The sequence below is a fragment of the Photobacterium atrarenae genome, assembly GCF_024380015.1.
In the GTDB taxonomy this organism is placed as follows: domain Bacteria; phylum Pseudomonadota; class Gammaproteobacteria; order Enterobacterales; family Vibrionaceae; genus Photobacterium; species Photobacterium atrarenae.
The window spans coordinates 686,097-706,869 of the sequence record NZ_CP101508.1 but is presented as its reverse complement, the minus strand read 5'-3'; the positions used below and the strand labels follow the sequence as shown (position 1 = coordinate 706,869).

The 20,773-nt window shown below is 55.0% G+C and carries 15 protein-coding genes and 24 tRNA genes; 36 read left to right on the top strand and 3 right to left on the bottom strand.

The window, feature by feature from the left end:
• Positions 1-33: 33 nt before the first annotated feature.
• Complete coding sequence (gene hemA / locus NNL38_RS03605; RefSeq protein WP_255389665.1) at positions 34-1,296, bottom strand: glutamyl-tRNA reductase; 1,263 nt, start codon at positions 1,294-1,296, stop codon at positions 34-36.
• 229 nt (positions 1,297-1,525) lie between these two features.
• Between hemA and lolB the strand changes: the two genes are divergently transcribed.
• From lolB to NNL38_RS03460, 29 genes are all read left to right on the top strand, one after another.
• Entirely contained in the window at positions 1,526-2,170 is a 645-nt protein-coding gene (gene lolB / locus NNL38_RS03600) for a lipoprotein insertase outer membrane protein LolB (protein ID WP_255389664.1), read from the top strand.
• A gap of 24 nt (positions 2,171-2,194) precedes the next feature.
• Positions 2,195-3,058, top strand: a complete 864-nt coding sequence (gene ispE, locus NNL38_RS03595) for a 4-(cytidine 5'-diphospho)-2-C-methyl-D-erythritol kinase (protein ID WP_439651385.1) — start codon at positions 2,195-2,197, stop codon at positions 3,056-3,058.
• Between the two features lie 32 nt (positions 3,059-3,090).
• Positions 3,091-4,038, top strand: coding sequence for a ribose-phosphate pyrophosphokinase (locus tag NNL38_RS03590; RefSeq protein ID WP_255389662.1), 948 nt, complete (start codon positions 3,091-3,093; stop codon positions 4,036-4,038).
• Positions 4,039-4,195: 157 nt separating this feature from the next.
• Positions 4,196-4,786, top strand: coding sequence for an aminoacyl-tRNA hydrolase (gene pth / locus NNL38_RS03585; protein ID WP_255389661.1), 591 nt, complete (start codon positions 4,196-4,198; stop codon positions 4,784-4,786).
• A 96-nt stretch (positions 4,787-4,882) separates the two neighbouring features.
• On the top strand, positions 4,883-5,974 hold the full coding sequence (gene ychF / locus NNL38_RS03580) for a redox-regulated ATPase YchF (protein ID WP_255389660.1): 1,092 nt from the start codon (positions 4,883-4,885) through the stop codon (positions 5,972-5,974).
• A gap of 270 nt (positions 5,975-6,244) precedes the next feature.
• Positions 6,245-6,321 (top strand) — tRNA-Met (locus NNL38_RS03575).
• Between the two features lie 26 nt (positions 6,322-6,347).
• Positions 6,348-6,432, top strand: a tRNA-Leu gene (locus NNL38_RS03570).
• 70 nt (positions 6,433-6,502) lie between these two features.
• Positions 6,503-6,577: transfer RNA gene (locus tag NNL38_RS03565), tRNA-Gln, on the top strand.
• A gap of 46 nt (positions 6,578-6,623) precedes the next feature.
• Positions 6,624-6,700 (top strand) — tRNA-Met (locus tag NNL38_RS03560).
• 33 nt (positions 6,701-6,733) lie between these two features.
• Positions 6,734-6,820, top strand: a tRNA-Leu gene (locus NNL38_RS03555).
• Between the two features lie 36 nt (positions 6,821-6,856).
• Positions 6,857-6,931, top strand: a tRNA-Gln gene (locus NNL38_RS03550).
• A gap of 46 nt (positions 6,932-6,977) precedes the next feature.
• A tRNA-Met gene (locus tag NNL38_RS03545) sits at positions 6,978-7,054 on the top strand.
• Between the two features lie 32 nt (positions 7,055-7,086).
• Positions 7,087-7,173, top strand: a tRNA-Leu gene (locus tag NNL38_RS03540).
• Between the two features lie 51 nt (positions 7,174-7,224).
• Positions 7,225-7,309 (top strand) — tRNA-Leu (locus NNL38_RS03535).
• 74 nt (positions 7,310-7,383) lie between these two features.
• Positions 7,384-7,458 (top strand) — tRNA-Gln (locus NNL38_RS03530).
• 51 nt (positions 7,459-7,509) lie between these two features.
• A tRNA-Leu gene (locus NNL38_RS03525) sits at positions 7,510-7,596 on the top strand.
• Positions 7,597-7,647: 51 nt separating this feature from the next.
• Positions 7,648-7,732: transfer RNA gene (locus NNL38_RS03520), tRNA-Leu, on the top strand.
• 74 nt (positions 7,733-7,806) lie between these two features.
• Positions 7,807-7,881, top strand: a tRNA-Gln gene (locus NNL38_RS03515).
• Between the two features lie 34 nt (positions 7,882-7,915).
• Positions 7,916-8,000: transfer RNA gene (locus tag NNL38_RS03510), tRNA-Leu, on the top strand.
• A gap of 72 nt (positions 8,001-8,072) precedes the next feature.
• Positions 8,073-8,147, top strand: a tRNA-Gln gene (locus NNL38_RS03505).
• A gap of 41 nt (positions 8,148-8,188) precedes the next feature.
• Positions 8,189-8,265 (top strand) — tRNA-Met (locus NNL38_RS03500).
• A gap of 32 nt (positions 8,266-8,297) precedes the next feature.
• A tRNA-Leu gene (locus NNL38_RS03495) sits at positions 8,298-8,384 on the top strand.
• 50 nt (positions 8,385-8,434) lie between these two features.
• A tRNA-Leu gene (locus NNL38_RS03490) sits at positions 8,435-8,519 on the top strand.
• A 72-nt stretch (positions 8,520-8,591) separates the two neighbouring features.
• Positions 8,592-8,666 (top strand) — tRNA-Gln (locus NNL38_RS03485).
• A gap of 41 nt (positions 8,667-8,707) precedes the next feature.
• Positions 8,708-8,784, top strand: a tRNA-Met gene (locus NNL38_RS03480).
• 32 nt (positions 8,785-8,816) lie between these two features.
• Positions 8,817-8,903: transfer RNA gene (locus NNL38_RS03475), tRNA-Leu, on the top strand.
• 50 nt (positions 8,904-8,953) lie between these two features.
• Positions 8,954-9,038 (top strand) — tRNA-Leu (locus NNL38_RS03470).
• Positions 9,039-9,109: 71 nt separating this feature from the next.
• Positions 9,110-9,184 (top strand) — tRNA-Gln (locus tag NNL38_RS03465).
• Positions 9,185-9,235: 51 nt separating this feature from the next.
• Positions 9,236-9,322: transfer RNA gene (locus NNL38_RS03460), tRNA-Leu, on the top strand.
• Between the two features lie 227 nt (positions 9,323-9,549).
• On the opposite strand, the gene NNL38_RS03455 is transcribed toward NNL38_RS03460, so the two are convergent.
• Positions 9,550-10,710, bottom strand: coding sequence for a 2-octaprenyl-3-methyl-6-methoxy-1,4-benzoquinol hydroxylase (locus NNL38_RS03455; RefSeq protein ID WP_255389659.1), 1,161 nt, complete (start codon positions 10,708-10,710; stop codon positions 9,550-9,552).
• Positions 10,711-10,870: 160 nt separating this feature from the next.
• Here NNL38_RS03455 and mtgA point away from each other — a divergent pair, with 160 nt between their 5' ends.
• From mtgA to lnt, 6 genes are all read left to right on the top strand, one after another.
• Positions 10,871-11,557, top strand: a complete 687-nt coding sequence (gene mtgA, locus NNL38_RS03450) for a monofunctional biosynthetic peptidoglycan transglycosylase (protein ID WP_255390551.1) — start codon at positions 10,871-10,873, stop codon at positions 11,555-11,557.
• 164 nt (positions 11,558-11,721) lie between these two features.
• The gene (gene miaB, locus NNL38_RS03445) at positions 11,722-13,146 is read left to right on the top strand and encodes a tRNA (N6-isopentenyl adenosine(37)-C2)-methylthiotransferase MiaB (protein WP_255389658.1); all 1,425 of its coding nucleotides are present in this window, start codon (positions 11,722-11,724) and stop codon (positions 13,144-13,146) included.
• An 84-nt stretch (positions 13,147-13,230) separates the two neighbouring features.
• Positions 13,231-14,325 carry a PhoH family protein gene (locus NNL38_RS03440; RefSeq protein ID WP_439651370.1) on the top strand — a complete coding sequence of 365 codons (1,095 nt, stop codon included), beginning with the start codon at positions 13,231-13,233 and terminating at the stop codon, positions 14,323-14,325.
• Complete coding sequence (gene ybeY, locus NNL38_RS03435) at positions 14,325-14,789, top strand: rRNA maturation RNase YbeY (RefSeq protein WP_255389657.1); 465 nt, start codon at positions 14,325-14,327, stop codon at positions 14,787-14,789. The genes NNL38_RS03440 and ybeY overlap by 1 nt, the downstream gene beginning before the upstream one ends.
• A gap of 107 nt (positions 14,790-14,896) precedes the next feature.
• On the top strand, positions 14,897-15,769 hold the full coding sequence (corC, locus tag NNL38_RS03430; protein WP_255389656.1) for a CNNM family magnesium/cobalt transport protein CorC: 873 nt from the start codon (positions 14,897-14,899) through the stop codon (positions 15,767-15,769).
• Positions 15,770-15,772: 3 nt separating this feature from the next.
• A complete protein-coding gene (lnt, locus tag NNL38_RS03425; RefSeq protein ID WP_255389655.1) occupies positions 15,773-17,332 on the top strand; it encodes an apolipoprotein N-acyltransferase in 1,560 nt (519 codons plus the stop codon).
• 72 nt (positions 17,333-17,404) lie between these two features.
• On the opposite strand, the gene NNL38_RS03420 is transcribed toward lnt, so the two are convergent.
• Positions 17,405-17,887 (bottom strand): zinc ribbon-containing protein, encoded by a 483-nt coding sequence (locus NNL38_RS03420; protein WP_255389654.1) that lies wholly within the window; start codon positions 17,885-17,887, stop codon positions 17,405-17,407.
• Positions 17,888-18,089: 202 nt separating this feature from the next.
• Here NNL38_RS03420 and leuS point away from each other — a divergent pair, with 202 nt between their 5' ends.
• Positions 18,090-20,663, top strand: coding sequence for a leucine--tRNA ligase (gene leuS / locus NNL38_RS03415; protein ID WP_255389653.1), 2,574 nt, complete (start codon positions 18,090-18,092; stop codon positions 20,661-20,663).
• Positions 20,664-20,773 lie beyond the last annotated feature (110 nt).

The following is a 20,773-nucleotide window of genomic DNA, read 5'->3' as shown; positions in this document are numbered from 1 at the left end:
AATCACGGCAGGGCGCACTTGCCCTGCCACAGGTTAATTCTTGAAGGAATCGAGCCCCAAGGTCTCGCGGATCACCGCCAGCTTTTCCGGCTCTCCGTTATGGGCGGCCTGCTGCATTGCCTTGGTTGGGGCATGGATGAGTTTATTGGTCAGCTTATTACTCAGCTCCGCCAGCACTTTCTCCGGCGAACTGCCATTGGCAATCGCCTGCAGGCTGCGGGACAAAAGCTCACTCTTGATATCTTCAGCATGGCAGCGGTACTGACGAATGCTGTCTACGGCTTCGAGCGAGCGCAGCCAGCTCATAAAAGCCGCACTTTCCTCACTAACGATAGCCTCGGCCTGGATCGCCGCCAGCTTGCGCTGCTCGCGGTTCTTTTCGACAATCGTCTGCAAATCATCAACCGTATAGAGATAGGCATCATTGAGATCACCGACCTCGGTTTCGATATCGCGCGGCACCGCGATGTCTACCAGCAGCATCGGCTGATGGCGGCGAACTTTAATCGCCTTTTCAACCATCCCCTTACCGATGATCGGCAGCGGACTGGCCGTGGAGCTGATCACGATATCAGCCCGGTGCAGGTGTTCGGGGATCTCCGGCAGGCCTATCACCTCGGCACCGAACTCATCTGCCAACCCCTCGGCACGCGCTTTGGTCCGATTGGCGACAATCAGACGGTTACACCCCTGCTCGGCCAGATGGCGCGCGACCAGTTCGATCGTCTCCCCGGCGCCGACCAGCAGCACGGTGGCCTCTGAGAGAGATTCAAAGATTTGTTTGGCCAAAGTACAGGCGGCAAACGCTACCGACACCGCATTGCCGCCGATATCAGTCTCGGTGCGTACCCGCTTGGCTACAGTAAAAGATTTATGGAACAGTTTTTCCAGCATCCCGTTCACCGCCGCACCGTCGCGGGCATCGGCATAGGATTGCTTCACCTGACCGAGGATTTGCGGCTCGCCAAGCACCAGGGAGTCAAGCCCGCAGGCAACCCGCATCAGATGCCGGACGGCAGCTTGCTCTTCATGGAAATATAAACTCGGCATCAACTCTTCAGCAGTCAGCTGATGAAATTTGCTCAGCCAGTCGATCATCACCCCCGGACCGCTCTGGGTAACATCACAATAGAGCTCGGTTCGGTTACAGGTCGAAAGGATCACACCGCTCGTCACTTCCGGATGCGCTTCAAGTTGCTGCAGCGCCTTCGTCAGCTTTTCCGGTGGAAATGCAACCCGTTCGCGCAAGTCCACAGATGCTGTTTTATGATTGATTCCTAATGCAAGCAAGGTCATGGAGACGGTGTACCACTTCGCCGGTGAAAAAGATCCAAGCCGGGATTTTACTTGATGCCCCAACGTAATAAAAGAATACTCATGTAATCAATATGGCATTCCTGGCCAAATGTTGTGATTCAAATACCCTTTTTGGTATTTATTCTGCTAAGCAATTCATTGTCGCAGTTGGTATTATGGCCCAGAAATCGCTATTGTTTGCCTAAACTCATTTCGTATATCACAAGTTATGTTCCCAAGTTTTGCGCGACGTTCGTCCCGAGCGCCATCCAGCACCACATGGCTCCGGCACGCAGCCGGCGCTGCCCTGCTGCTGAGCCTGCTGACCGGCTGTGCCACCCAACCGGAACGCCCGGCCGTCGACTGGCCGTCTCATCAGGCCAGCCTGACCCAGCTGAGCCATTACCAGGCCAGGGGCAAGCTGGGCTATCGCGGCACCAAACGCTTTGGCGCCAATCTGGTCTGGCAGACCGCGCCGAGGCAGGATCACCTGCTGCTGACCAATTTCCTCGGCAAAACCCTGCTCAAGCTGGATGCCACCCCGAGCCAGGTCACCCTGCTCAGCCATGACGGCAACACCTACCGGGGCCGCGATGCTTCTCAGTTGATCTATCAACTGACCGATATCAACCTGCCGGTGGAGTACATGCGCCACTGGTTAATTGGCCTGCCGACCGGCGCGGATACCTTCCAGCTTGACCAAAACAACCGGGTCGCTTACCTCGCCAAGCAGATTGACGATCAACTCTGGCAGCTCGATTACCTGGACTACGATGACTCCGTGACGCCGGCGCTGCCGAGACGTATGCAGCTGTCCCAGGGCACACTCCGTATTACACTTGTCATCAATGAATGGCAACTGAACCACAAATAACCTGACATGGCTACGAACCCAACGATGATCACCCGTACCACCCGCTGGCCAGCGCCGGCCAAGCTGAACCTGTTTCTCTATATCACCGGTCGCCGTCCTAATGGCTACCACGAGCTGCAAACCCTGTTTCAGTTCCTGGATTTCGGGGATACGTTAACCATCACCGCCAATCCCTCAGGGCAAATCCGCCTGCTACCGGACATCGACGGCGTTGCGACCGAAGAAAACCTGATCTACCGCGCCGCCGACGCGTTGCGCCGGGCGGCCGGGATCCAGGCAGGCGCCGATATCGAAATCGACAAAGTGCTGCCGATGGGCGGCGGTCTCGGCGGTGGCTCCTCCAATGCCGCCACCACCCTGGTGGCACTCAATTATCTGTGGCAAACCGGACTGAGCGATGATGCCCTGGCCGAGATTGGCCTCCGGCTAGGCGCGGATGTGCCGGTGTTTGTCCGTGGCTTCAGCGCCTTTGCCGAAGGGGTAGGCGAAGTCTTGCAGCCTGCCGCACCGCAAGAGAAGTGGTATCTGGTAGCCAAGCCTGAGGTAAGTATCGCCACAGTCGATATTTTCACCCACCCGGACTTGCCGCGAAACAGCGCAAAAAAGAGCTTGGAAGCACGTTTGGCGGGCGTTTACGAAAACGATTGCGAAAAAATCGTCCGAAGAGTGTACCCCGAGGTTGATAAGGCTCTTTCGTGGCTGTTAGAATACGCGCCGTCAAGATTGACCGGCACTGGCGCTTGCGTGTTTGCTGAATTTAGCACCCAACAAGATGCCGATGCAATACTGAAAAAACTACCTGACTGGCTCCAAGGATTCGTCGCAAAAGGTGTTAACACATCTCCGCTTTTGAACACCTTGAACGCATACTCTACGGATAGTCAGTAACTACAACTTGGACGCAACCTGAGGTTTCCACCGTGCCTGATATGAAGCTGTTTGCTGGTAACGCTACACCAGAACTAGCCCAACGCATTGCTGACCGTCTTTACATCTCCCTGGGAGATGCCACAGTCAACCGCTTTTCCGATGGTGAAGTATGTGTTCAGATTAATGAGAACGTTCGTGGTAGCGACGTATTCATCATTCAATCAACCTGTGCACCAACCAATGACAACCTGATGGAACTGGTTGTGATGATCGATGCACTTCGCCGTGCTTCTGCAGGCCGTATTACTGCTGTTATCCCTTACTTCGGCTATGCCCGCCAAGACCGTCGCGTCCGCTCTGCCCGTGTGCCAATTACGGCGAAAGTCGTTGCTGACTTCCTGTCAAACGTCGGTGTTGACCGCGTCCTGACCGTTGACCTGCACGCCGAGCAAATCCAGGGCTTCTTTGATGTTCCCGTCGACAACATCTTCGGCAGCCCGGTTCTGCTGGAAGACATGCTGGCGAAAAACCTAGACGATCCAGTCGTGGTTTCTCCGGACATCGGCGGCGTGGTTCGTGCCCGCGCCACCGCAAAACTGCTGGATGACACCGACATCGCGATCATCGACAAACGCCGCCCACGTGCCAACGTTTCTCAGGTAATGCACCTGATCGGAGATGTGGAAGGCCGTGACTGCATCATCGTTGATGACATGATCGACACCGGCGGCACCCTGTGTAAAGCCGCTGAAGCGCTGAAAGAGCGCGGCGCCAACCGCGTCTTCGCTTACGCAACGCACCCGGTCTTCTCAGGCAACGCGCCACAGAACATTCGCGAATCCGTGATCGACGAAGTGATTGTAACCGACTCCATTACCCTGTCTCAGGAAATGATCGACACAGGGAAAGTTTCGGTTCTGACCCTGTCTGGCATGCTGGCTGAAGCCATCCGCCGGATCAGCAACGAAGAGTCAATCTCTGCGATGTTCGCACACTAAGCGCCTGAGCGGGCAGCTTCCCTCAGCAGTTGCCTGTTAGCGACTCATTGACTTGAAACGCCCCGCGCCTTGCGGGGCGTTTTGCTATCAGTATCAATCCCGCGCCGTTTGGTATAACATAGCGCGCGTTTGAGCCCCTGAGACTTGAGAGACTAGCGTGAGTAACAATATCCGTCTATTGGTCGGCCTGGCGAATCCTGGTGCCGAGTATGCGAGAACCCGTCATAACGCGGGCGCATGGGTGGTTGAAGAGCTGGCCCGTGCCCATCAAATCACTTTGCGGGAAGAATCCAAATACTTCGGTCAGACCGGCCGGATCCAGGCCAATGGCCACGATCTCCGCTTGTTGATCCCATCGACTTACATGAACCTGTCCGGTAAGTCCGTCTCGGCCCTGGCCAATTTCTACCAAATCAAACCGGAAGAGATCCTGGTCGCCCATGATGAGCTGGATTTACCGCCCGGTGTGGCCAAGTTCAAGAAAGGTGGCGGTCACGGCGGCCACAACGGCTTGCGTGACATCATCAGCAAAATGGGCAACAACAAAGATTTCTATCGCCTGCGAGTCGGTATCGGCCACCCGGGCGACAAAAACAAAGTGTCCGGTTTTGTCCTCGGCAAAGCACCGGCCAAAGAGCAGGAAAATATTGATGCGGCCGTCGACGAAGCGGTGCGCTGTATGGATATTCTGCTTAAAGACGGCCTGAATAAGGCGCAAAATCGACTACATTCATTCAAAGCCGAATAAACGTAGTCTTACTTATTTGTTCTGACTCGGCCCCGCGCGATCCCGGATCGCCGGCTGAGTTGTTTCACCGAATCATCACCAAAAGGGTTTCCAACCATGGGTTTTAAATGCGGAATCGTGGGCCTGCCAAACGTCGGTAAGTCCACCCTATTCAACGCCTTAACAAAAGCAGGCATCGAAGCGGCGAACTTCCCGTTCTGTACGATCGAGCCAAACACCGGCGTGGTCCCGGTGCCGGACCTGCGTCTGGACGCGCTGGCGAACATCGTCAACCCGCAGCGGGTCCTGCCAACCACCATGGAATTTGTCGACATCGCCGGTCTGGTTGCCGGGGCGTCGAAAGGTGAAGGCCTGGGGAACAAATTCCTGGCCAACATCCGTGAAACCGATGCCATCGGCCATGTTGTCCGTTGCTTTGAAAACGACAACATTGTCCACGTTGCCGGCAAGATCAACCCACTTGACGACATCGAAGTGATCAACCTGGAGCTGGCGCTGGCGGATCTGGATACCTGTGAGCGTGCGATCCAGCGCCAGGCCAAACGTGCCAAGGGCGGTGACAAAGACGCGAAATTCGAAATCACCGTGCTGGAAAAAATGCTGCCGACCCTGACAGAAGGCGGCATGGCACGCTCGATTGAGCTGAGCAAAGAAGAGCTGGCAGCGATTGGCTACCTGAACTTCCTGACACTTAAGCCAACCATGTACATCGCCAACGTCAACGAAGACGGCTTTGACGACAACCCATACCTGGATCAGGTACGTGAACTTGCGGCGCAGGAAAATGCCGTCGTCGTTCCGGTTTGTGCCGCGATTGAATCTGAAATCGCTGAGCTCGATGATGCTGATCGCGAAGAGTTCCTGGCAGATATGGGGATCGAAGAGCCGGGCCTGAACCGGGTGATCCGCTCTGGCTACGAGCTGTTGAACCTGCAAACTTACTTCACCGCTGGCGTGAAAGAAGTCCGTGCCTGGACGATTCCAATTGGTGCGACCGCGCCGCAAGCCGCCGGTAAGATCCACACCGACTTCGAGAAAGGCTTTATCCGGGCCGAAGTGGTGGGCTACGATCATTTCATCGAATTCAACGGTGAAAGCGGTGCCAAAGAAGCCGGAAAATGGCGTCTGGAAGGGAAAGATTACATCGTTCAGGACGGCGATGTGGTTCACTTCCGCTTCAACGTGTAATTTCTCGTCATAATTCCCTGCGAATTTTCCATAAGCCAGCCTGCCAGCTGGCTTATTTTTTACTCAGCCTCCTCCTCCAGCCCTCGGTTTAACGCCTTTCCAGGCCCGTTCCCGTCCGCCATTCGTGCATTTCGTCCAAATATCCATCGAACAGGCGGATTTTATGCAGATATTAAAAAAAACTATTGACGCTTCTGACTGTGGTGAGCATAATGCGCCCCGTTCCCGACACAGTGGCCTTTGCTAAGCGCCCGGTTGGAATGACAAAATGGCTACGTAGCTCAGTTGGTTAGAGCACATCACTCATAATGATGGGGTCACAGGTTCGAATCCCGTCGTAGCCACCATTCACTCCCTCAGGAGTGAACAAGATGCGGAAGTGGCGGAATTGGTAGACGCACCAGATTTAGGTTCTGGCGCCGCAAGGTGTGAGAGTTCAAGTCTCTCCTTCCGCACCATGCTCTCCATCTCAGTTGAGACGGCAGAGCGGCTTTCAAAGAAAGCCAGTTGCGAAACGCAACACGCTGTAGGGCTATCGCCAAGCGGTAAGGCAGCGGCTTTTGATGCCGCCATTCCCTGGTTCGAATCCAGGTAGCCCTGCCACCTTTTAAAGGTGTTGATTATCGTGTATAGTCAGCGTCCTTAAGATGGCTACGTAGCTCAGTTGGTTAGAGCACATCACTCATAATGATGGGGTCACAGGTTCGAATCCCGTCGTAGCCACCATTCTCCCCGCGAGAATGTAAAAATAAACCACGTGCGGTGGTGGCGGAATTGGTAGACGCGCTAGCTTCAGGTGCTAGTGTCCGCAAGGACGTGAGGGTTCAAGTCCCTCCCTCCGCACCAAAATTTGGTTTCACTCTTTACCAAGAGTAACCCTGCAGGTCTATCGCCAAGCGGTAAGGCAGCGGCTTTTGATGCCGCCATTCCCTGGTTCGAATCCAGGTAGACCTGCCATCTTTACAAGATTGTTGATTATCGGTATAGTCGGCAACCCTAAAGCGGCTACGTAGCTCAGTTGGTTAGAGCACATCACTCATAATGATGGGGTCACAGGTTCGAATCCCGTCGTAGCCACCATTCTCTCCTGAGAATGTAAAAATAAACCACGTGCGGTGGTGGCGGAATTGGTAGACGCGCTAGCTTCAGGTGCTAGTGTCCGCAAGGACGTGAGAGTTCAAGTCTCTCCCTCCGCACCAACATATCATTAATCTGAATTGCCAATCTTCAGGTTAAGACAATAGAATTATGCGGAAGTGGCGGAATTGGTAGACGCACCAGATTTAGGTTCTGGCGCCGCAAGGTGTGAGAGTTCAAGTCTCTCCTTCCGCACCATGATTCCAGGCTCAAGTAGAATCGGTTCAGTGATGAGCAGGCTTAAAAGAGTCAGTTACGAAAGTAACATTTGTAGGGCTATCGCCAAGCGGTAAGGCAGCGGCTTTTGATGCCGCCATTCCCTGGTTCGAATCCAGGTAGCCCTGCCACCTTACTGATATCAGTGCTGATCTTTGAGCGCTGGTTAAAAAATACCACGTGCGGTGGTGGCGGAATTGGTAGACGCGCTAGCTTCAGGTGCTAGTGTCCGCAAGGACGTGAGGGTTCAAGTCCCTCCCTCCGCACCAACATATCATTAATCTGAATTGCCAATTTTCAGGTTAAGATAACAGAATCATGCGGAAGTGGCGGAATTGGTAGACGCACCAGATTTAGGTTCTGGCGCCGCAAGGTGTGAGAGTTCAAGTCTCTCCTTCCGCACCATGATTCCAGGCTCAAGTAGAATCGGTTCAGTGATGAGCAGGCTTAAAAGAGTCAGTTACGAAAGTAACATTTGTAGGGCTATCGCCAAGCGGTAAGGCAGCGGCTTTTGATGCCGCCATTCCCTGGTTCGAATCCAGGTAGCCCTGCCATAATTTTAAGAAGCGCTGTTTCAACGCTTCTTATGCGGAAGTGGCGGAATTGGTAGACGCACCAGATTTAGGTTCTGGCGCCGCAAGGTGTGAGAGTTCAAGTCTCTCCTTCCGCACCATGATTCCAGACTCAATTCAAACCAGCTCAAAAGAGCAGTTTTAATTGCGTTAGTTGCAAAAGCAACAACTGTAGGGCTATCGCCAAGCGGTAAGGCAGCGGCTTTTGATGCCGCCATTCCCTGGTTCGAATCCAGGTAGCCCTGCCACCTTTGAAAAGGTGGTGATTTCGAATCATCATCTTAGAAATGGCTACGTAGCTCAGTTGGTTAGAGCACATCACTCATAATGATGGGGTCACAGGTTCAAATCCCGTCGTAGCCACCATTCTCTCCTGAGAATGTAAAAATAAACCACGTGCGGTGGTGGCGGAATTGGTAGACGCGCTAGCTTCAGGTGCTAGTGTCCGCAAGGACGTGAGAGTTCAAGTCTCTCCCTCCGCACCAAATATCATTAATCTGAATCGCCAATCTTCAGGTTAAGACTATAGAATTATGCGGAAGTGGCGGAATTGGTAGACGCACCAGATTTAGGTTCTGGCGCCGCAAGGTGTGAGAGTTCAAGTCTCTCCTTCCGCACCATGATTCTAAGCTCAATTCAAACCAGCTCGGAAGAGCAGTTTGAATTGCGTTAGTTGCGAAAGCAACAACTGTAGGGCTATCGCCAAGCGGTAAGGCAGCGGCTTTTGATGCCGCCATTCCCTGGTTCGAATCCAGGTAGCCCTGCCACCTTTGAAAAGGTGGTGATCTCGAATCATCATCTTAGAAATGGCTACGTAGCTCAGTTGGTTAGAGCACATCACTCATAATGATGGGGTCACAGGTTCGAATCCCGTCGTAGCCACCATTCTCTCTAGAGAATGTAAAAATAAACCACGTGCGGTGGTGGCGGAATTGGTAGACGCGCTAGCTTCAGGTGCTAGTGTCCGCAAGGACGTGAGGGTTCAAGTCCCTCCCTCCGCACCAAATATCATTAATCTGAATTGCCAATTTTCAGGTTAAGACTATAGAATTATGCGGAAGTGGCGGAATTGGTAGACGCACCAGATTTAGGTTCTGGCGCCGCAAGGTGTGAGAGTTCAAGTCTCTCCTTCCGCACCATGATTCTAAACGCAATTCAAACCAGCTCGAAAGAGCTGTTTTAATTGCGTTAGTTGCGAAAGCAACACTGTAGGGCTATCGCCAAGCGGTAAGGCAGCGGCTTTTGATGCCGCCATTCCCTGGTTCGAATCCAGGTAGCCCTGCCACCTTACTGATATCAGTGCTGATCTTTGAGCGCTGGTTAAAAAATACCACGTGCGGTGGTGGCGGAATTGGTAGACGCGCTAGCTTCAGGTGCTAGTGTCCGCAAGGACGTGAGGGTTCAAGTCCCTCCCTCCGCACCAAATTTAAGAAACCCACCCTATGGTGGGTTTTCTTGTGTCTGGAGATCGCCCCGGACCATACCGCTTTAACAACCTATCCAATGATCGTATCTCTCTGGTTGTATGGCCGAATGTCGACATAACATTCGGCTTTTCTTTTAGTAATCTCCGACACACTTCTTCAAGCGGTGCAGATGTAAAAAAGTGGGCCGAAGCCCACGCGTTAACAATCCAGTCTCAGCTACGGCCTACATCCCCATGGCGTATTTCAGGACCTGCTGCTTGATCGGTCCGGCATGCTCAGCCAATTTCAGCCCGGCATTTCTCAGCAGCTTGACCGGCAACAGGTTATTGCTGAAGGTGGTATAGAAAAAGTCCATCCCGCCTTGCATCAACAGGTTATCCGGCCGGCGGCGGCACTCATAAGCTTTCAGCACCCGGCGTTCTGCCCAATCACTCCCCGCTTTTTCCACTTCATGAAGCAGGATATCAACATCTTTAAAACCCAGGTTCACGCCCTGGCCAGCCAACGGGTTGATGGTATGGGCAGCATCGCCCAGCAGCACCACCCCCGGTTTGTAATAATGCTGGGCATGGCGTCGGGTCAGCGGAAAACTCCCCTGCCCCAGCACGGTGAAATCCCCCAGCTCCGGCGGAAAGTGCGCCAGAATTTCAGCCTTGAGCTGCTCGGGGCCCATCGCCGAGAGCTGTTTGATCCGGGACGGGCTGTCATACCAGACCAGCGAGCCCTGATGGCCCGGCAGCGGCAAAAACGAGCGCGGGCCATGCGGGGTAAATTGCTGCCAGGTAATATCCTGCTGTGGCAGCTCGGTGGCGATATTGATCAGCATACAGTGCTGGCGGTAATCCCAGGCGGTGATCCCAATCCCTGCTTGCTGACGTACCTGGGAATTCGCCCCATCCGCCCCGATCAGCAAGCGGGTCTGAAGCCTTTCGCCATCGGCAAGTCGGATCGTATATCCGGCATCGGTGGCCGTCGCAGTCGCCATCCGGGCCGGGCAGCGAAGTGTCAGATTCGGGTAGTGCTCAAACTGCTGCCACAGCGCCAGTTGGATCACCCGGTTTTCGACAATAAAGCCCAGCTGAGCCAGGTGCATCTGCTCAGCACTGAAACGGGTCCGGCACTCCGGGTGCTCCCAGGTTTCCAGCCGCTTGTAAGGACACAAGCGCATTGCCCGAACATTTTCCCAGGCACCAAGGCGTTCCAGTAGTGCGACAGAATTCGGCGAGATGGCTGAGACCCGGAGATCCATCGGCTGATCCGATGAAAACGCTGCCGGCGCCGTCCCCTCAAGCACCGCGACTTGCAGCCCCTGCTGAGCCAGCCCGATCGCCGTCGCGGCCCCGACCATGCCGCCACCGGCGACGACCACATCAAACTGTTCCATTGCGGTTTCCATTTGTTATGCTCACTACTCTATACTTGCCAGGTCCCGGGACCTGCTTTGTTTTCATTTTACCTAATTTTGACAACGCAATCAGTGCTTAATCGCAACATGGCAGCTACTGGCCATCAAGGAGACACCCGCTATGTTCACCCGCCTGACCATGTTTGCCCGTCTGAAACGTTTTCTCATGGCCCTGGTGTTGCTTGCACTCCTGATCCCGCCGGTGCTGGTGATCGTCGGCAAATATCTCAATCCCCCGCTTTGGGGCTGGCAAATCCACCGCACCCTGTACCCGCCAGCTGGTTATCCAGCCCGAGCACTCCATCAGTGGCAACCACTGTCGGCGATTTCCCCTCACGCCCAACTGGCCGTTATTGCTTCTGAAGATCAACTATTTACCCAGCATTACGGCATCGATATCAACGCCATCCTGACCATCGTGAAAAACAGTGGCACAAACATCCCCCGCCGCGGTGGCAGTACCATTACCCAGCAAACCGCCAAAAACCTGTTTCTGTTTCCCTCACGCACCTTTTTACGCAAAGGGGTCGAGTTCTATTTTACCCTGTGGATGGAGTGGCTGTGGGACAAATCCCGCATTCTCGAGATCTACCTCAACATCGCCGAATTCGGGCCGGGGATCTACGGCATAGAAGCGGCCAGCCAGGCTTACTTCAGGATACCGGCCGCACATTTGTCAGCCCAGCAGGCCGCACAACTGGCCAGCGTGTTGCCAAATCCCTACAAAATCCAGCCCACGCCGATGAGCAAATATGTTGCCCAACGCAGCCGCTGGATCCGCCGTCAGATGCGCCAGTTAGGTTTGCAAACCCTTGATCAGCTGTAGCCGGAAAAACCACAATTGAATCGGGGTGGTGATGATCTGGTCAGGCAGGACCGAAAGCAGTACAATACGCGGCTTGCTACCGCTAACAGCCCGCGACGCGCCCTGTTAGCCGAATGCAGCACTGTTGAATGCAATGAAAATCCACTACGAGTGAAGAGTTAAACATGGCTAAGAAACTGCTTATTAAAACCTGGGGCTGCCAGATGAACGAGTATGATTCATCGAAAATGGCCGATCTTCTAAATGCAGCCAATGGCTTCGAGTTAACGGAAGAACCAGAAGAAGCAGATGTTCTGCTGCTTAACACCTGCTCTATCCGGGAAAAGGCGCAAGAAAAAGTGTTCCATCAGCTTGGCCGCTGGAAAACACTCAAAGACAAAAAGCCTGATCTGGTGATCGGCGTCGGGGGTTGCGTAGCAACGCAAGAAGGGGACTCCATCCGTGAACGTGCCCCGTATGTCGACGTGATCTTCGGCCCGCAAACCCTGCACCGCCTGCCGGAAATGATCAAGCAGTCCCAGTCCACCGAAGCGCCGGTGATGGACATCACCTTCCCGGAAATCGAAAAATTCGATAGCCTGCCGGAGCCGCGTGCCGAAGGCCCGACAGCGTTCGTCTCAATCATGGAAGGCTGCTCAAAATACTGTACTTACTGCGTGGTCCCATACACCCGTGGCGAAGAAGTCAGCCGTCCGCTGGACGACGTGCTGTACGAAATAGCCCAGCTGGCTGAGCAAGGCGTGCGTGAAGTGAACCTGCTGGGCCAGAATGTGAATGCCTTCCGCGGCGAAACCCACGATGGCGGCATTGCGACGTTCGCCGAGCTGCTGCGCCTGGTCGCCGCGATTGACGGTATTGACCGCATTCGCTATACCACCAGCCACCCAATCGAGTTTACCGACGACATCATCGACGTATACACCGATACCCCGGAGCTGGTCAGCTTCCTGCACCTGCCGGTCCAGAGCGGCTCTGACCGTATCCTGGCGATGATGAAGCGCCCGCACACTGCGATTGAATATAAGTCGAAAATCCGTAAGCTGCGTAAAGCCCGTCCGGACATTACCATCAGCTCAGATTTCATCGTCGCGTTCCCGGGCGAAAGCGATCAGGACTTCCAGGACACCATGAAACTGATCCGCGACGTCGACTTCGACATGAGCTTCAGCTTTATCTTCTCGGCCCGCCCGGGCACCCCGGCGGCAGACTATCCGTGTGATCTGTCTGAAGAAGTGAAGAAGCAACGCTTGTATGAGCTGCAACAACAGATCAATACTCAGGCAATGCGCTATTCCCGCCAGATGCTGGGCACCGAGCAGCGCATCCTGGTTGAAGGCCCGTCGAAGAAGAACATCATGGAGCTGCGTGGTCGGACTGAGAACAACCGCGTGGTTAACTTCGAAGGCTCAGCAGACCTGATCGGCCAGTTCGTCGACGTCAAGATCACCGACGTCTTCAGCAACTCCCTGCGCGGTGAGCTGGTTCGGACCGAAGCCGAAATGAACCTGCGTGTTGCCATGTCACCAAGCGAAGTGATGGAGAAAACACGCAAGGAAGATGAAATGGGTGTTGGCGTATATACTCCTTAGTAAGACGCCCGTCTGAACTTCAGTAGGACGCGCCCTGAACGACAGGCTGCCCACTGGGTGGGCAGCCGCAATGAGAGGCAAATCTTGAGCAAAGTTATTACTGTAGAATTCAATCTGGAACCCGCCAATAACCAGCGCCTTTCCAGCCTTTGTGGCCCTTTCGACGATAACATTAAACAACTGGAACGCCGTCTGGGTGTCGAAATCAACCATCGCAGCAACAGTTTCAGTGTGGTCGGCCAACCCCATACGGCCCAGGCTGCAGCGCACATTATCAAAACCCTGTACGTCGATACCGCTCCGGTTCGCAATACCATCCCGGATATTGAACCCGAGCAGATCCACTTGGCGATCAAAGAGTCCGGCGTGCTGGAGCAACATACCGAAAGCAATATCCCTTATGGCAAAGAAGTTACGATCAAGACCAAAAAAGGGGTGATCAAACCGCGGACACCGAACCAGGCCCAGTACATTGCCAACATGGTACGCCATGATATTACCTTCGGCATCGGCCCGGCCGGGACCGGGAAAACCTACCTGGCTGTCGCAGCCGCAGTGGATGCCCTGGAGCGCCAGGAAATCCGCCGTATTCTGCTGACCCGCCCGGCCGTCGAAGCCGGTGAAAAGCTCGGCTTCCTGCCCGGAGACCTGAGCCAGAAGGTCGACCCTTACCTGCGTCCGCTCTATGACGCCCTGTTCGAAATGCTGGGCTTTGAGCGCGTCGAGAAGCTGATTGAGCGCAACGTGATTGAAGTCGCGCCGCTGGCTTACATGCGCGGTCGGACCCTGAACGATGCGTTTATCATCCTCGATGAGAGCCAGAACACCACGGTGGAGCAGATGAAGATGTTCCTGACCCGGATCGGCTTCAACTCCCGGGCCGTGATCACCGGGGACGTCACCCAGATCGACCTGCCGCGCGGTGCCCGTTCCGGCCTGCGCCACGCCATAGAAGTACTGTCTGAGGTCGACGAGATCAGTTTCAACTTCTTCCAGGCCGATGACGTCGTGCGTCACCCGGTCGTCGCCCGTATCGTGCAGGCCTACGAAGTGTGGGAAACCGAGGACCAAAAGCAGCGCAAGCTTGCCGAGCAGCGTCGCCGTGACGAGCAAGCGGCCCGGCAGGCAGCAGCGCCCGCTCAGCCAGTCACCGAACCAGAGACGGAAAAAACAGACTAATGGCCATTTATCTTGACCTCCAGGTCGCCACAGACAACCCGGACGGTATGCCGAGTGAAGCTGAATTTCAGCAATGGCTGGATGCGGCCATCACGCCGTTCCAACCCGAGGCCGAAGTGACCGTCCGCCTGGTCGACAATGCCGAAAGCCATGCCCTGAACCATGAGTACCGGGGCAAGGACAAGCCGACCAATGTGCTGTCGTTCCCGTTTGAAGCACCACCCGGCGTCGAACTGGATCTGCTGGGTGATCTCATCATCTGCCGCCAGGTCGTCGAGCAGGAAGCCCTGGCGCAGCAAAAACCGCTCCATGCCCATTGGGCGCATATGGTTGTACATGGCAGCCTTCATTTGCTAGGTTATGATCACATTGATGATGACGAAGCCGAAGAAATGGAAGCGCTGGAAACCGAAATCATGGAAAAAATGGGCTTCGCCGATCCTTATGCCGACGAAAAACGGTAATATTTCCGCAAAACCATTGTCTAATACGTACCCCAGTCTATGGCAGGGGTACGTCAACCCATCCCGTGGCACATGCCACATAACTGAAAGATGTTTTTCTTAAGTCAATGAACGAAGATAACTCACAAAATTCTGAAGGTCCGAGTAGAAAGTCCTTCTTTGAACGTTTAGGCCAGTTGTTTCAGGGTGAACCACAAAACCGTGAGGACCTGGTCGAAGTTTTCCGTGATTCGGAAGAAAATGACCTGATTGACCACGATACCCGCGACATGCTCGAAGGGGTCATGGAGATTTCAGAGATGCGGGTTCGAGACATTATGATCCCTCGCTCTCAGATGGTCACCATCGAACGTTCTCAGAAGCTAGAGGACCTGATTGATTTAATTGTGGACGCCCAACACTCCCGCTACCCGGTGATCAGTGACGACAAAGACCATGTTGAAGGCATCCTGCTGGCCAAAGATTTACTGCGCTACCTGCGCCCGGACAGCGAAGCTTTCGAAATGGATGAGATCCTGCGCCCGGCTGTGGTCGTGCCCGAGAGCAAGCGCGTCGATCGCCTGCTCAAAGAATTCCGCGAAGAACGCTATCACATGGCGATCGTCGTGGATGAATTCGGTGGCGTGTCCGGTGTTATCACGATTGAGGACATCCTGGAGCAGATTGTCGGGGAAATCGAAGATGAATTCGACGATCAGGAAGAGCAGGATATTCGTCAGTTAAGTAAACATACCTTCTCGGTCAAAGCATTGACCACCATTGAAGATTTCAACACTATGTTCCAGACCAGCTTCAGCGATGAAGAAGTCGATACCGTCGGCGGTTTGGTCATGACCAGCTTCGGCCACCTGCCTGCCCGCGGGGAAATCGTCGAGCTGGACGGCTACTCCTTCAAGGTGACCGCTGCCGACAACCGCCGGGTAATTCAGTTACAGGTAACCGTGCCGAGCGAAGTCCACCAACACACAGCGACATCATAACGAATGAAGCGTTTTTCATTATCAACGTTGGGGCGGCTGGCGATTGCCGCCCCGGCGGGTGCACTTGCTACCCTGGCATTTGCTCCTTATCAGCACTGGTACCTCGCACCAGTCTCTCTGCTTATCTTCTTCTCCCTGCTCCTTCATCAAACCCCGAAACGCTCTGCCCTGATTGGGCTGATGTGGGGACTGGGCCTGTTCGGAACCGGGATCAGCTGGGTTCATGTCAGTATCGACACCTTCGGCGGAATGCCGAAAATCGCCAGCCTGTTCTTGATGACCCTGCTCATCGGCTACCTGGCCCTGTTTCCGGCCGCATTCGGTGCCCTGTTCAACCGCATTAACCGTGGACGCCCATTTCACCAGCTGCTGCTGAGTGGCCCGGTGATCTGGCTGCTGCTGGACTGGTTTCGCGGCTGGTTCCTGACCGGTTTCCCCTGGCTGTGGCTGGGCTACAGCCAAATCAACAGCCCACTGGCCGCGCTGGCGCCGGTCTTTGGCGTCGAAGGGATCACCCTGGCCCTGGTGCTGGGGAGTGGTGCCCTGACCGCTGCGCTCTTTTACCGGACCTGGAAACCACTGCTGGTTCCTGTCCTGCTGGCTGGCTTCACCTATGGCCTAAGCCAGTTACAGTGGGTCATGCCGGCGCCGGAGAAAAGCGTCGATGTTGCCCTGATCCAGGGCAACGTCCCGCAGGAGCTCAAATGGCTGCCGAGCCAGCGCTGGCCGACCCTGATGAAGTACACGGATCTGACCCGCGAGAACTGGGAAGCCGATTTAATCATCTGGCCGGAAGCAGCGATCCCAGCGCTGGAGACCCAGGTGCAGACTTTCCTGCAAAACCTGGACGGCGCTGCCCGCTACAACAACAGCACGGTAATCACCGGGGTGTTGGATCAAACGGAAAGCGGCGAGTACTTCAATAATATACTGGCTCTTGGCGTCAATGCTGACGGCCCTTACCAGTATGAGACGGCCACTCGCTACAGCAAGCACCACCTGCTGCCGTTTGGCGAATTCGTGCCGTTTGGAGATCTACTGCGCCCGCTGGCACCGTTTTTCAACCTGCCGATGTCGTCCTTCAGCCGGGGCAGCTTCATTCAGCCGAACCTGGAAGCCAACAGCTATGCCATCGCGCCGGCACTCTGTTATGAGGTTGCTTTTAGCGAGCAGGTACGCCAGAACGTTGATTTAGACACCGATCTGCTGCTGACCCTGTCCAACGATGCCTGGTTCGGCCGCTCCATCGGCCCATTCCAGCACATGGAGATTGCTCAAATGCGCTCCCTGGAGCTGGGTAAGCCGCTGCTTCGGGCGACCAATAACGGCATTACCGGGGTGGTCGATCACACCGGCCGGATCACCGCGCAGCTCCCGCAGTTTGAAACCGCAGTGCTTAACGCGACCGTGGTGCCAACCAACGGCCTGACGCCGTATACCACCCTGGGCAGCTGGCCGCTGTATCTCTATATGCTGTGGTCTGTCACCCTGTCGTGGATCCTGATCCGCCGCCAGGCCGGGCGTTTTCGTGATCACCAGCCTCAGGTGAACTACCACGACTGATCGCGACGGGCGCGTCAACCAAAAAAGGCGAAGTCCCCACTTCGCCTTTTTTACGCTCAGCAATTGCGCGGGTTACGGAGACAGCGGCTGGCGGGTAAACCGGGTATGGCCGCACTTGAGACAAGGCTCGATTTTTTTCACATGGGTGATCAGCTCATGGTGACCACATTGCTCACATACCAAGTTGCCCAGCGCCACGATCTCACCGGCCTGGTACACGCCCTGATGCTGCAGATCGTCCATAATCTCCCGCCACTCAATCTGAGTTTTATCGGTGATTTCAGCCAGCCCTTCCCAGATGGTTTCTTTCACCACCTGGTAGAACGGACTTTCACTGAACGGGGCCGGGCTCTCTTCCACATTCTGGCCGAACTCCTGCAAATCCCGCTTCAGATAAGCTGAGATCAGCGCCAGCTCATCCTTGGTCATCTCACTGGCCGCCTCGCGATATTTCGCCGTCACTTCACCCCAGTGCTTCAGCTCATCCGGACTGTGTTTCAAGGCTTCAGTGACCTGATCCAACAGCGCTTCATAATCCTTTTTCTCAGTAGCCATAGATACCTCCTACTCGCCGCTATCGGCAATACACACACCGGACCGCCCACTCGCTCTGCCCTGTCCGTCGACCCTGAGGACAATCGGTACATTTCCCGGCCGAATTCGCCTCAGCTATTGTTGACTTCTCCACCTTTGGTTATTCTATGTCGATTATATTGAATGTGTTTGTACTCAACTCACAAAATCCTGGATGTCATCGATGCAAGAACAATATCGCCCACAGGACATTGAACAGAAAGTTCAAGAACACTGGGACAACAACAAGACCTTTGTTGTAAGTGAAGACCCAAATAAAGAAAAATTCTACTGTCTCTCCATGTTCCCGTACCCGAGCGGCCGCCTCCACATGGGTCACGTTCGTAACTACACCATCGGTGATGTGATCTCCCGTTACCAGCGCCTGCAGGGCAAAAATGTCATGCAGCCAATCGGCTGGGATGCCTTCGGCCTGCCGGCAGAAAATGCCGCGGTGAAAAACAAAACGGCGCCGGCACCTTGGACCTACGAAAACATCGAATACATGAAGAACCAGCTCAAGCTGCTGGGCTTCGGCTACGACTGGAACCGCGAGTTCGCCACCTGTACCCCGGAATACTACCGCTGGGAGCAGGAGTTCTTCACCAAGCTCTACAACAAAGGCCTGGTTTACAAGAAGACCTCGTCGGTGAACTGGTGCCCGAACGATCAGACCGTTCTGGCCAACGAGCAGGTGGAAGACGGCTGCTGCTGGCGCTGTGACACCCCGGTTGAGCAAAAAGAAATCCCACAGTGGTTCATCAAGATCACCGAATACGCCCAAGAACTACTGGACGACCTGGATACGCTGGAAGGCTGGCCTGAAATGGTCAAAACCATGCAGCGCAACTGGATTGGCCGTTCTGAAGGGGTTGAACTGACGTTTGAAGTCAAAGGTCATGACAACCTGGAAGTGTACACCACCCGTCCGGACACCCTGATGGGCGTTACCTACGTCGGGATTGCTGCTGGTCACCCACTGGCAGAAAAAGCGGCCGAAAACAATCCGGAGCTGGCGGCCTTCATCGAAGAGTGCCGCAACACCAAAGTGGCCGAAGCTGAGCTGGCAACGATGGAGAAAAAAGGCATGGCCACCGGCCTGACCGCGATTCATCCGCTGAACGGTCGTGAAGTCCCGGTTTACGTCGCCAACTTCGTCCTGATGGACTACGGCACAGGCGCCGTGATGGCCGTTCCGGCCCACGACCAGCGTGACTTTGAATTCGCTACCAAATACAGCCTGGACATCGTGCCGGTGATCAAACCGGAAGATGGCAGCGCGCTGGATATTTCGCAAGCCGCCTACACTGAGAAAGGGGTGCTGTTCGATTCTGGTGAATTCGACGGCCTGAACTTCCAGGACGCGTTCGATGCGATTGCCGCCAAGCTGGAAGCCGAAGGCAAAGGCAAGAAAACCGTCAACTTCCGCCTGCGCGACTGGGGTGTTTCCCGTCAGCGCTACTGGGGCGCGCCAATCCCGATGGTGACGACCGAAGACGGCGAAGTGCATCCGGTGCCGGCCGACCAACTGCCGGTGATCCTGCCGGAAGATGTGGTCATGGACGGCGTTACCAGCCCGATCAAAGCCGACAAGTCGTGGGCTGAAACCACGTTCAACGGCGAGCCGGCCCTGCGTGAAACCGATACCTTCGACACCTTCATGGAATCCTCCTGGTACTACGCCCGTTACTGCTCACCACAAGCAGACGAGATGCTGGACTCTGATGCCGCCAACTACTGGCTGCCGGTTGATCAGTACATCGGCGGGATTGAGCACGCCTGTATGCACCTGCTGTACTCGCGCTTCTTCCACAAACTGCTGCGCGATTGCGGCATGGTCAACAGCGACGAACCGTTCAAGCAGCTGCTGTGTCAGGGTATGGTACTGGCAGATGCCTACTACCACACCAATGACAAAGGCGCGAAGATCTGGGTTTCGCCAACCGACGTTACCGTAGAGCGCGACGAGAAAGGCCGTATTTCCAAAGCAGTCGACATCGACGGCAACGCAGTGGTTCACTCCGGCATGACCAAGATGTCGAAGTCGAAGAACAACGGTATCGACCCGCAGGAAATGGTCGACAAATACGGTGCCGACACCGTCCGCCTGTTCATGATGTTTGCTTCTCCGGCAGACATGACCCTGGAATGGCAGGAATCGGGCGTTGAAGGCGCCAACCGCTTCCTCAAGCGGGTATGGAAACTGGTTCACGACCACACATCAAAAGGTGCCGTCGAAGCCCTGGATGTCGCAGCCCTGAGCGCAGATCAGAAAGCGCTGCGCCGTGACGTGCACAAGACCATTGCCAAAGTGAGCGATGATATCGGCCGCCGTCAAACCTTCAACACCGCGATCGCTGCGATCATGGAGCTGATGAACAAGCTGGCCAAAGCGTCTCAGGAAAGCGCGCAAGACCGTGCCCTGCTGGACGAAGCCCTGAAAGCGATTGTTCGCATGCTGTACCCAATGACCCCACACGTCTGTTTCACCATGTGGGAAGCGCTGGGTGAAAGCAACATCGACAGCGCCGAGTGGCCGGTTGCCGATGAGAAAGCCCTGGTCGAAGACGAGAAGCTGATCATCGTTCAGGTCAACGGCAAACTGCGAGCAAAACTGACCGTGGCAGCCGATGCTGACAAGGATCAGGTTGAAGCGCTGGCCCTGGCCGATGAGAACGTCACCAAGTTCACCGACGACAAGACAATCCGCAAGGTGATCTTTGTGCCTGGTAAACTACTGAATATTGTTGCGAACTAAAACAATATCAAAGTGCCTAACCAGTGGTCCCCGCCTGGCGGGGGCCCTGGATGGCCCCAACCGGTCCATCCTCATTTTACCGGTTTGACACCCCAGACCGGTCCGTTGCC

Excerpts from the sequence above, each read along its gene's own strand:
- hemA (WP_255389665.1), bottom strand. The coding sequence starts at position 1,296 with ATGACCTTGCTTGCATTAGGAATCAATCATAAAACAGCATCTGTGGAC.
- lolB (WP_255389664.1), top strand. The coding sequence starts at position 1,526 with ATGTTCCCAAGTTTTGCGCGACGTTCGTCCCGAGCGCCATCCAGCACC.
- ispE (WP_439651385.1), top strand. The coding sequence starts at position 2,195 with ATGATCACCCGTACCACCCGCTGGCCAGCGCCGGCCAAGCTGAACCTG.
- ychF (WP_255389660.1), top strand. The coding sequence starts at position 4,883 with ATGGGTTTTAAATGCGGAATCGTGGGCCTGCCAAACGTCGGTAAGTCC.
- NNL38_RS03455 (WP_255389659.1), bottom strand. The coding sequence starts at position 10,710 with ATGGAACAGTTTGATGTGGTCGTCGCCGGTGGCGGCATGGTCGGGGCC.
- mtgA (WP_255390551.1), top strand. The coding sequence starts at position 10,871 with ATGTTTGCCCGTCTGAAACGTTTTCTCATGGCCCTGGTGTTGCTTGCA.
- miaB (WP_255389658.1), top strand. The coding sequence starts at position 11,722 with ATGGCTAAGAAACTGCTTATTAAAACCTGGGGCTGCCAGATGAACGAG.
- ybeY (WP_255389657.1), top strand. The coding sequence starts at position 14,325 with ATGGCCATTTATCTTGACCTCCAGGTCGCCACAGACAACCCGGACGGT.
- corC (WP_255389656.1), top strand. The coding sequence starts at position 14,897 with ATGAACGAAGATAACTCACAAAATTCTGAAGGTCCGAGTAGAAAGTCC.
- lnt (WP_255389655.1), top strand. The coding sequence starts at position 15,773 with ATGAAGCGTTTTTCATTATCAACGTTGGGGCGGCTGGCGATTGCCGCC.
- NNL38_RS03420 (WP_255389654.1), bottom strand. The coding sequence starts at position 17,887 with ATGGCTACTGAGAAAAAGGATTATGAAGCGCTGTTGGATCAGGTCACT.
- leuS (WP_255389653.1), top strand. The coding sequence starts at position 18,090 with ATGCAAGAACAATATCGCCCACAGGACATTGAACAGAAAGTTCAAGAA.